The 11,491-nt window shown below is 30.5% G+C and carries 8 protein-coding genes; all 8 read right to left on the bottom strand.

The annotated features are described in order from the left end of the window. Window positions 1-117: 117 nt before the first annotated feature. Window positions 118-4,794, bottom strand: coding sequence for a CehA/McbA family metallohydrolase (locus LPC13_RS15875; RefSeq protein WP_005214006.1), 4,677 nt, complete (start codon window positions 4,792-4,794; stop codon window positions 118-120). A 285-nt stretch (window positions 4,795-5,079) separates the two neighbouring features. Next, on the bottom strand, window positions 5,080-6,213 hold the full coding sequence (locus tag LPC13_RS15870) for a YibE/F family protein (RefSeq protein ID WP_005214005.1): 1,134 nt from the start codon (window positions 6,211-6,213) through the stop codon (window positions 5,080-5,082). A 287-nt stretch (window positions 6,214-6,500) separates the two neighbouring features. Then, the gene (locus tag LPC13_RS15865) at window positions 6,501-6,881 is read right to left on the bottom strand and encodes a TIGR04086 family membrane protein (protein ID WP_005214004.1); all 381 of its coding nucleotides are present in this window, start codon (window positions 6,879-6,881) and stop codon (window positions 6,501-6,503) included. Between the two features lie 55 nt (window positions 6,882-6,936). After that, a complete protein-coding gene (yajC, locus tag LPC13_RS15860) occupies window positions 6,937-7,212 on the bottom strand; it encodes a preprotein translocase subunit YajC (RefSeq protein WP_005214003.1) in 276 nt (91 codons plus the stop codon). Window positions 7,213-7,371: 159 nt separating this feature from the next. Further along, complete coding sequence (tgt, locus tag LPC13_RS15855) at window positions 7,372-8,511, bottom strand: tRNA guanosine(34) transglycosylase Tgt (RefSeq protein WP_005214002.1); 1,140 nt, start codon at window positions 8,509-8,511, stop codon at window positions 7,372-7,374. Between the two features lie 28 nt (window positions 8,512-8,539). Further along, complete coding sequence (gene queA / locus LPC13_RS15850; protein WP_005214001.1) at window positions 8,540-9,565, bottom strand: tRNA preQ1(34) S-adenosylmethionine ribosyltransferase-isomerase QueA; 1,026 nt, start codon at window positions 9,563-9,565, stop codon at window positions 8,540-8,542. Between the two features lie 11 nt (window positions 9,566-9,576). Continuing rightward, window positions 9,577-10,608 carry a Holliday junction branch migration DNA helicase RuvB gene (gene ruvB / locus LPC13_RS15845; RefSeq protein ID WP_040419643.1) on the bottom strand — a complete coding sequence of 344 codons (1,032 nt, stop codon included), beginning with the start codon at window positions 10,606-10,608 and terminating at the stop codon, window positions 9,577-9,579. A 13-nt stretch (window positions 10,609-10,621) separates the two neighbouring features. Beyond that, on the bottom strand, window positions 10,622-11,227 hold the full coding sequence (gene ruvA / locus LPC13_RS15840) for a Holliday junction branch migration protein RuvA (protein ID WP_005213999.1): 606 nt from the start codon (window positions 11,225-11,227) through the stop codon (window positions 10,622-10,624). Window positions 11,228-11,491: the final 264 nt, after the last annotated feature.

The following is an 11,491-nucleotide window of genomic DNA, read 5'->3' as shown; positions in this document are numbered from 1 at the left end:
AATATTAAATTTTATCCACAACTAATAATAGAAAAACCCTCTGTTTTTAAACAGGGGGTTTTTCAACAAACTGAAAAAAGAATCTTAGATTTAATCTAAGATTCTTTTTTATTTTATTTACTTTTTCTTCTTCTTAAATAATGCAAATGCTCCAGCAGCAACTAATACTAATGCACCAAATACAACATAAATTGTATTAGTTCCACCTGTATTTGGAAGAGAATTTCCTGGCTTACTTGTATTTCCACCACTTACTTCATTATCAGTTGTTCCATTAGTTGTTTCATCTTCTGGTTTAACTTCAACACCTGGAGTTTGTGGTTTATTTTCTTCTGACTCTTCTTTTTCAAGTTCTGCTATTCTAGCTTCTGCTTCTTCTAACATCTTAACAAATTTTTCTGATACTAAAGCTTTTTCTTCTGCAGTTAATGCATTATACGCAGCTCTTGCAGCAGCAACTCTATGCTTATCATTTAAAGTTATATTAGATATTTCAGGTAATTTAGATATAAGTTCTTCTACCTTTTCAATTGCTTCTTCATCAACTTTATCTTCAGCTAAAACAACTATTTCTGCTGAATCTCTAACTCTTAATCTATGTCCTTCTGGATCTTCTGATGCAAGCCCTATTGCAGATACATTATCTCCAACTTTAATTCTTGACTTCCATTCATCAGCTACACTTGGATTTTGGCTATTTCTGATGTATCCTTCAGTATAAACTCTTGATTCACCACTTCCATCATTAACATAAATATTTTGCCCTTCAATTCTAGTTACAGTACCTGAAACTTGAACTAATAGCCCTTCTTTTTCTTCAAGCATACTATCTGCAGTTGAAAGCTTAGTAGGAGCTACTAAATTTATGTTCTCATCAATTATTTCTAAATCATAAGATTCATTATTAAGAGCAATTTGTGCATCTCCTAAGTATGAAGAAACTTTACCTGTAAGTTTTACTTTTTGACCTAATTTAACTTCTGTTGATGATACTCCAAATACAGTAAGTCCTGCAGTTTCATCTTGTATATATATTACATCAAAGAAAGAATTCCCTGGTGCCGCCGCATTAGATGCAGCTGTAACATATCCTTCAACAACTACTGTTTCACCAAATCTATCTGGATTATTATCACCATCTAAATCTACTCTAACATCAGCAATTTTGCTAACTGGTAATTCAGGTGTTGGTGCTAATTCTCTTAATACCTTGCTTGTTATATCAAAGTTTGAATATACATATCCATCAATTTCAAAATCCGAGAAGAATGTTGCTCCTGAAACAAATACCTTTGCTCCACTTTCTAAAGTTTCAACAGCCAGTCCTACAACATCTCCTTGCTCAATTGGAGTAGCATCTCCTTGCTTATCAGCATCATTACCATAAGTAGTTTCATGCCCTCTTACTAAAACTTCAACATTATTAGTGTCTTCTGGCATAATTAAAGTTGAACCACTATAGAAGCTATAATTTTTACTTGTATCAACATCTTCTAACCATGCACTTTCAGTATTATAATCATTGAAGTATAGTCTGTAGCTTTGTCCACCATTTTCTACATCATCTGTAGCTTGGTCATCATTAAATCTAATTTTAGCTCCAATTGCCTCAAGAACTGAATTTCCTTGTGCTGCATTTCCGTATTCACCAACACCATCACCATAATCTGCCTTTGATGTTATTATGATATTTCCACCATTTTCTGCAAACTTAGCTATAGCTTTAAGTTCATCTTCAGTATATTTTTGTGGAGTTAACCCAACTGAATCCTTAGTTGTGCTTTGAGGATCTGAAAGTATTAATAATGATGCTCCTTCTAAAACTTCATCTGTAATAGGTTCTTTGTTAATCACAGATTTTATACCATTTTGAGTCATTAAACCTGTAAGTGTAGTTATTTTTCCTGAATAATCTCCACTAACATATTGATTTTGATGAGCTCCATCAATGACAACCTTAGAAACTGCACTTGCCTTAGATACTTTTATCTCTATACTTCCTTTAAATTCTCTTTCATTTCCATTGATATTTGCTTTAACTACTACATCAATTTTATGTTCTCCAGCTTTTTCAAATCTATGAGTAAACGTTGCTTTTCCTGCTGTAGCAGATTCTATCTTTTCAATAGTAACTACTTCTGGATCAGTAGCTCCATCAACATAATATTCAACTTTAACATCTGTTAATTCTGTAGCTTCATTATTGTAAACAGTTGTATCAATGCTTATTTCTTCATTTTCTACTACAAGTTCTGTATCACAATCAATTGACTCTATTCCAACATTTTCTCTTTCTCCAACCCATACTGGTGCAGTTACGGCAATATCTTGGTCAGCTTGATCAACTCTTACATAATAGTATGAACTTACATTATTATCTAAAGTAAATGACCAATCCTTAGTTGTAGAATTTATATTATCTATTGATTTTACAACCTTACCACCATCTCCAATAATAGATATCTTTTTGATATTATCTCCACTATCAATATCTTCAACGCTAATATTAAATTCTAAAGAACCTGTATCATCTAATATAGATCCCATTGGATTTCCATTTACAGTATATGAAATTCTTAAATTTTCATCCTCTGTTGCATAAGTTCTTCTTTCACTTATAGCTTCATAAATAGCTTCTCTTGTAAGTTCTGACGCTTCAACAACTGTTCTTGCAGTATTAGCATTACCCCATTTACCTTTATGATTATCTTGGTTATTTGTAGGTGATACATGCCATCCTTTATCAAGAGCTCTTGTGTACTCTTCATATGATGGGAAATATCCTGAACTTCTTATGGCACCTTCACCATTACCAACTTCTATTAATGTAACAACTTCATCTATTGCTGCATCATAATGAGCATAATCTGAGAAGTTACCAAAAGTTTTTCCTGGGTGATTTAATTGAGATAAAGATTCTGGGTACTGCTTTAAAGTTTCATAGTAATTCTTTAAATTCATATTTTTATTTGTTCTAGTTTCAAATCCTGGTGTATTAAAAGTATTTATGTGACCATATCCACCTGTTGAACCTGACCAAGTCATTTCATATCCATAAATAGCAGTAAATTCACCATCTTTGTTATATTTATCTGCTGTAGCTAATCCTAATTGCCACTCCTCACTTGCAGAACCATCTCCCATATTAGCAGCTGTATCATTATCAAACCAGTTACTATGGTCAGTAACAGCTACGAAATCTACTCCTGCAATATTTTTAGCATAAGTATAAGCTTCATCTATAGTTCCTTGCCCATCTGATAAATTTGTATGTGAGTGAAGTTGTCCAAAGTAAAGATTAGTTTCTTGCTTTCCTACAGTAAATCTCCATTCTTTTGTAGTTATATTACCTAAAGTATCTTTTACTTCAACCTTAACAGTATGTCTTCCATCTTCTAAGTCTTCACTAACTGTATATTTAACAGTGTTTTCTTCTTTAACTAAAGCAGATGTAATATCTTTTCCATCAAACACCATTTTAACACTTTCCATGTCTACACCTGATTCATCTTCAAATGTAGCTGTTATTTCTGGTCTTCTGTTATCTCCTACATTTGCTGAGTTCCCTGGAGTAACCTTAACTATAGTTGGTCCAACTTTATCAACTTCTGGTTCTTCTGGAACATCTGGTGTTTCTACTTCTACTTTTGTAAATGTACAAGATGAACCATAAATTTGAACAGTATCACCATATCTCCCAACTGTTCCTACTACATCCACTGTATCTCCAGTTTGTACTTCTAATCCTGATGGAATGAAGTATATATCTAAAACATTATCACCTTGAGTTAATGTTTTTGCTGTTGTATCTAATACTGCACCTTTAATTTCAACATAATATGAATCATAATTTTTTTCTTTTAACTCTTTTATAGTTACTTCTTTCGGAGTAGGTGCAGTTTTCTTTGCTATAACCTCTAACTCTGTAGCCTGTACTTGACGTAACTTATTAAATGTATCTAATGTTCCTGTAATTTCCACTTCATCACCAACAACTATTTGAGAAAAATCTATTTTACTAGAATAATTAGAAATAGCTATTGCTCCTGACTTATCTTGAATATGAAGAGTTTGATTTCTGTCATTAAATGAAACTACCCCTCTTATTGTTACTTCTTCTTTATCTGCTAATTCTCTAGCATTTTTAATAGAAGTTACACCTTCAATTTCTTCTTCAACTTCATACATAGAACTTCTTGGTGTTGGCTCTGCTGCATAAAAATCTGCACTATTATTATTTGTGTCCCAACCATTTGTTTCACCAGATTCTCCACCTAAATTATCTCTACGTTGTACACTAGTAGTACTAGACATAGCTACTGTTGGAGCTGTTTCCGAAAGATTTGCTGATGATCCAACACCAACAAGGTCAATTACTTCATTATTAGCATTAACTATTCTTACCTTACATTCAGCTCCAGCCATCGCTATATTGCCTTCAGCATCATAATGCTCTAGTTCTTCAGTTCCATTACTTCCGGCTGCTTGCTTTATAAGATAATAACCACCGGCTTTTATTTTACCTGTAAGTTCAGTTTCATTCTTTCCAAATTCACCTGTTTTAGAAGCATATTGAACCTTCCAACCAGTAATATCTATTTCTTCTCCCGTAGGATTATATAATTCAATGAAATCATTTTTTAATGTGGCACCAGTATTACCTCCGCCACCATAAATTTCACTTATAACAACATTTAACGCTTTCTCTGCTTTTACAGATTCTGTAGGAAATGTAGCTAGTCCTGTAGTCATTGTAGCTGCAATAACCAAAGCTATCAATCTTTTACTTTTCATATTATTATTCCCCCTATTTACATACTTTTACATCAGTTAACGAATATTATTCTAACATATAATCCGAATATTTGCCAGAGTTTTTTGCGTTAAAGTTCTGTTGAATGTGTATTTTTTTCTCTTTTTTTGTCATAATCCATGTATTTTTGTTATTTTTTATATTATTTTTTGAACTATTCCGTACCTTGCCAAAACAACAAAACATATTAATGAATTTATACTTTTATACTTATTGCAACAAAGGAGCCATAACTTAAATTATGACTCCTTTAATCTTATCTAAAACTATTTTTTCTTACATAAATAACTTCCTATGACTGCAGTAATAGGTACTGCTAAAACTATACCTATACTTCCTGAAATACCTTGTATTAGTTCAATACCTAAAACATCTAAATTTATTAATTTATTATATGGCATATTAGATGAATAAATTAATATTAATATACTTAAAGACCCACCAGCAAATGCTAATATAAGTGTATTAGTCATTGTACCTATTATATCTTTTCCTATATTCATAGCACTCTTAAACAATTCACCAATTGTAGCATCATTATTTATAGAATGTATTTCAAATATTGATGATGCTATAGACATAGCAACATCCATAACAGCTCCAAGAGATGCTACTAATATCCCAGTAAACATTATTCCTTTTATTTTAAGACCAGTATCCTCTGCTATATACATAAGACTTTCTGCATCTTCCATAGTTATTCCTGAAAGATTAGATAAATTTCCAAATATATATGCAATAACTCCTGCTATAATAACCCCACTTATTGTTCCTAAAATTGCAGTTAATGTCTTTTTATTAATTCCTGATACAAGTGATAACGTAACACTTATACTTAATATTGCCATTATTATACCTGCTAATATAGGGTTTACCCCTCTAAACATAAGTGGTAACATTAAAAATATACAACATACTAACGTAAATATTAATGATACCAATGATTTTATCCCCTTAATACCACCAATTAAAATTACTATTACAGCAAATAAAGCCATTAACATATATAGTGTGTTACTTCTATCATAACTAAATATAGTTACAACATTTTCACCATCTCTATCATAACACCCAACTATTACTTTACTTCCAACTTTAACCTTAACATTATAAAGTCTACTTACCGGATTTCCTAGCTCAAACTCTCCACCTTCTAGAGGCCCGTCCTTTATTTCAACTGAAACAGTTTGAAATCCAACTTCTACATCCTCTAAAAATTCATCAGCTTGTAAATCTTCCTCTACAATATTTGTTACAACACCTTTATAATATTCCATTCCCTTATTATATTTATCAGTCAGAAATCCTCCTGTGAATATAAATTTAGATAATAATATTATTATACTACTACATATAATTACTCCAATTATAGAAATTATATTTTTCTTTAGATTGTCCATTTTTACCTCCAAACAATACCAATTTATATTTTATTATTATATACTTTAAATTTTATATTAGTAATAATATCTTTATTTTATTATAATCGACAAAAAAGGTAAACATTTTTATTAAATTTAACATTTTAATTCGTGTTATATTCATTAATTACTTTTCTTTTTATAGTGTTAAATGTTATTTTGAAATATTTTTTAGAAATTTTAATTATATAAAATAAAAATGAGATTATATCAAAAGCTATGCAATTGCACTTTAATATAATCTCATTTTTAATTAATTCTAATCTTTATTTTTCTTTTCCTAAATTAATACCTAACATTCCCGAAAGAATTCCAACTACAATACAAAGAAGAAATTTTATCAAGTCATAAATTCCAAGTGTAGCTTCAGCTCCAAATAAAACTCCTATTCCATATAAGGCTATGTAAAATAATACTCCAACTGCTAAGCCAACTAACCATCCTATATGCCCTTGTAATTTAGATGCAATAATAGTTCCAAGTATCAAGCTCACACTTGTAATCCCAACATAAATACCACTAAATACCGCATCACTAAAGTCTACAAAAGTCATAATAAGTGAAAATACCGCCGTTAACAAAATAGTAATGCTAATAGCACCTATTACTCCTTTAAACACATTATTAAAATAACTTTTCCATTCCATAAAAACACCCCCTTTTACTTCATTTTATGAGGTAAAAAGGGGTATTATTCAACAATTATTCTGTTTCTTTATTAAGTTTTTGAGCAATTGAGTTCTTAGTAACTCTAAATCTAACTCTATCTGGACCTGATTGAATAACCATTTGATCTTCTTCTATAGTTATAATCTTTCCAACTATTCCACCTCTAGTTAAAACTTCATCATTAACTTTTAATGCAGATAACATTTCATTATATTTTTTACTTCTTTTCTTTTCTGGTAGTATAAGTAAGAAATACATTATAGCAAACATTGCTATTAAAGGTAATAATGTAGCTAATAATTGTGCCATTATAATCCCTTCCCTTCATCTTTACTTTATATAGTATATTTTAAATTACATTTTAATAATTACTATGTATTAAATAATATACTTTATTTAATATTATATGTCAATTATCATATGTATACATATGTAAAACATTAATAATTTATTCATATATTTTAACTCTTATTTTTTTATATTCCATTCTTTAAGTTTTTTAGCTTTAAATTCTGCATAATTTCCATTATCTATTGCTTCTCTAATTTCTTCCATTAATTTATTATAGAAGTATAAATTATGTAATACACAAAGTCTCATTGCTAACATTTCTTTAGCTTTAAATAAATGTCTAATATAACTTCTTGTATAATTTTTACATGCTGGGCATTGACATCCTTCATCTATTGGTCTTTCATCTAACTCAAATTTAGCATTCATAAGGTTTATCTTACCTTCACTGTTAAATACATGACCATGTCTTCCATTTCTTGCAGGAAGAACACAATCAAAGAAGTCTACCCCTCTTTCAACAGCTTCTAATATATTTTCTGGAGTTCCAACTCCCATTAAGTATATTGGTTTATCTTGTGGAAGATGAGGAACAACAGCATCAATTACTCTGTACATTTCTTCATGAGTTTCACCAACTGCTAATCCACCAATAGCATATCCATCCATATCCAATTTAGCAAGATGTTTTGCATGTTCTATTCTAATGTCTTCATAGCATCCACCTTGATTAATACCAAATAGCATTTGTTCCTTATTTATTGTTTCTGGAAGAGAATTTAATCTTTTCATCTCCGCAATACATCTATCTAACCATCTATTTGTTCTTGCAACTGAATTTATTACATACTCTCTTGTTGACGGATTTGGAATACATTCATCAAATGCCATAGCAATTGTTGATGCTAAATTACTTTGAATTTGCATTGATTCTTCTGGTCCCATAAATATTTTCTTTCCATCTATATGAGAGTTAAAGTAAACACCTTCTTCTTTAATCTTTCTCATTCCTGATAAAGAAAACACTTGGAATCCACCTGAATCTGTTAGTATTGGTCTATCCCAATTCATAAACTTATGTAATCCACCCATTTTAGCCACAACTCTATCAGAAGGTCTTAAATGTAAGTGGTATGTATTAGAAAGTTCAACTTGGCATCCTATTTCTTTTAAATCCATAGAAGAAACTGCACCCTTAATTGCAGCTAAAGTTCCAACATTCATAAATACTGGTGTTTCTATAGTTCCATGAGGAGTTACAAATCTTCCTCTTCTAGCTTTTCCATCTTTCTTTAATAAAGTATATCTTTTACTCAAAACTTCACGTCCTTTTGCCTTATGTTTTCTATTTTATTATCATTGAATCTCCAAAAGAGAAGAATCTATATCTTTCTTTTACAGCTTCATTATAAGCATTCATAACTTTTTCTTTTCCAGCTAAAGCTGAAACTAACATTATTAATGTTGATTCTGGTAAATGGAAATTAGTTATAAGTTTATCTACAACCTTAAACTTATATCCAGGATAAATAAATATATTAGTCCATCCACTTTGTTCTTTAACAAAACCATTCTCATCTCCAATAGTTTCTAACGTTCTTGTAGATGTAGTTCCTACGGATATAACTTTATTACCACGCTTTTTAGTTTCATTTATTATATTAGCATTTTCTTCATCTAAGTGATAGAACTCTGAATGCATCACATGTGCATTAACATCATCAACTTTAACAGGCCTAAATGTTCCAAGACCAACATGCAATGTTACATATGCAATATTTACACCTTTTTCTTTTACCTTTTCTAAAAGTTCTTTGGTAAAATGTAATCCAGCTGTAGGTGCTGCAGCAGAGCCTTGTTCCTTTGAATAAACAGTTTGATATCTTTCTCTATCATCAAGTCTTTCTGTTATATACGGAGGAAGTGGCATTTCACCTAACTCATCTAACACTTGTTCAAATATTCCATCATAAGAAAACTCAATTATTCTATTTCCTTCTTCAACAATATCTACAACAGTACATTTTAATTTTCCTTCCCCAAATGTAAACTCTGCACCTATTTTTGCTCTTTTACCTGGTTTAGCTAAACATTCCCACTTATCGCCTTCAATTCTTTTAAGAAGTAAAAACTCAATTTTTCCACCTGTTTCAGCTTTTTCTCCAATAATTCTTGCTGGCATAACTCTTGTATTATTTAATACTAAAGTATCTCCTTCATTTAAATAATCTAAAACATCATAAAAATGTTTATGTTCAATTTCTCCAGTTTCTTTATCTAACACCATTAGTCTTGAATAATCTCTTTTTTCCAATGGATGTTGAGCTATAAGCTCTTCTGGTAAGTAAAAGTCAAAATCACTTGTTTTCATTTTTTTATCTCCTAACTTTCAAAAAAACTAGTTTGTCTTTTTAAATCTTTTTTTCCTCTTGTTCTACCTAAATGCTCATAAGCTTTATCTGTAGCAGTTCTTCCTCTAGCAGTTCTTACTATAAAACCTTTTTGAAGAAGATATGGTTCATAAACATCTTCAATAGTTCCAAGTTCTTCCCCTATAAAGTAAGATAATGTTTCTATACCTACAGGTCCACCATTAAAATTATCTATAATAGCTTCTAATATTTTATTATCTACCCTATCAAACCCTTGAGCATCTACTTCTAAAAGTTCCAATGCAGCTCTTGCTTCCTTATAACTTATTAAAGAATCTGAGTAAACTTCTGCATAATCTCTAACTCTTTTTAATAATCTATTTGCTATTCTAGGTGTACCTCTAGATCTTCTTGCAATTTCATAAGCTCCCTCTTCTGTAATATTACAACCTAAAACAAAAGCTGAACGAACTATAATTTCTTTAAGTTGTTCTTCTGTATAATAAACCATATCACAAAGAACTCCAAATCTATCTCTAAGTGGCGAAGTAAGCATACCTATTCTAGTTGTTGCTCCAATTAAAGTGAATTGTGGCAAATCTAATCTTATAGACTTTGCTGCAGCACCTTTTCCTATTACAATATCTAAAGCATAATCTTCCATTGCAGGATAAAGAATTTCCTCAACACTTCTATTTAATCTGTGTATTTCATCAATAAATAAAACATCATTATCTTTTAAAGTAGTAAGTATTGCTGCCAAATCTCCTGCTCTCTCTATAGCTGGCCCAGAAGTTATTTTTAAATCTCCACCCATTTCTTTTGCAATAATATTTGCTAATGTTGTTTTACCAAGCCCTGGAGGCCCATATAAAAGAACATGATCTAGTGCCTCTTCTCGTCTTTTTGCCGCTGTAATAAAAATATTCAATCTTTCCTTAACTTTATCTTGGCCTATATATTCATTTATCCTTTGAGGTCTTAAACTTAATTCACTATTTCCATCTTCCAGCATCTCATCTGGAGTGATAATTCTTTCCAAAGCTATATCACCTCTATCCCATAAGTACTCTTAAACATTCCTTAATAATATTTTCAACACTTTCATGTTTGTTAACTTTCTTTAATGCACTTTCTGCTTCCTTTTCTGAATATCCAAGCGCTAAAAGTGCTCCTAATGCTTCTCCAACTGCATTATTATTAGCTGGTACTATATCCTCAAAGCCCTCTTGAATATTTACATCACTTACTACATCATCTTTCTTAATCTTATCTTTAAGTTCTAATATAATTCTTCCTGCAGTTTTCTTACCAATACCAGGTGCTCTACATAAATGTTTATCATCTTCCATCATAATAGCATATTTTAAATTATTAATTCTACTTATAGATAAAAGTGACAATGCAGCTTTAGCTCCTACCCCACTTATAGAAATAAGTAATTTAAACATTTCAAGCTCTTCTCTATCTTTAAACCCATAAAGGCCTATAAAATCTTCTCTTACTATTTGCTCTAAATAAAGTATCACATCTTCTGAAACTTTTGGTAATTCAGCCATTGTAGCTCCTGAAGTAAATATCTTATAACCTATACCATTGTTTTCTACAATAACATAATCCTTGTTAATGCCTATATATTTTCCCTTAATATATTCGTACAACTAACCTTCCCCCTCTTATGTCTTAACTTTGACAAAGACTTTATCCATAACACTAAACTTTTTTAGTATTTTTTAGTTATTTTAATATTTAAGTCTATCTTCTACTTTAACATTTAAATTAGTTTTTTTCAACAATAAAGAAATATCTGTTCTCTTAAAATCATAAAAAAACAAGAAAAGCAAAGTTTGAACTGCCCCCCGTCAAGTAGACAGGGTAAATAATAAAAAATTATGATGCTAAGGTATGACTCCTATATTCAAGTG

The sequence above is a fragment of the Clostridium celatum genome (genome assembly GCF_021412605.1).
Taxonomy (GTDB): Bacteria; Bacillota; Clostridia; order Clostridiales; family Clostridiaceae; genus Clostridium; species Clostridium celatum.
This window is presented reverse-complemented; position numbering and strand designations above follow the sequence as displayed.

Excerpts from the sequence above, each read along its gene's own strand:
- LPC13_RS15865 (WP_005214004.1), bottom strand. The coding sequence starts at position 6,881 with ATGGAATGGAAAAGTTATTTTAATAATGTGTTTAAAGGAGTAATAGGT.
- queA (WP_005214001.1), bottom strand. The coding sequence starts at position 9,565 with ATGAAAACAAGTGATTTTGACTTTTACTTACCAGAAGAGCTTATAGCT.
- LPC13_RS15870 (WP_005214005.1), bottom strand. The coding sequence starts at position 6,213 with ATGGACAATCTAAAGAAAAATATAATTTCTATAATTGGAGTAATTATA.
- yajC (WP_005214003.1), bottom strand. The coding sequence starts at position 7,212 with ATGGCACAATTATTAGCTACATTATTACCTTTAATAGCAATGTTTGCT.
- LPC13_RS15875 (WP_005214006.1), bottom strand. The coding sequence starts at position 4,794 with ATGAAAAGTAAAAGATTGATAGCTTTGGTTATTGCAGCTACAATGACT.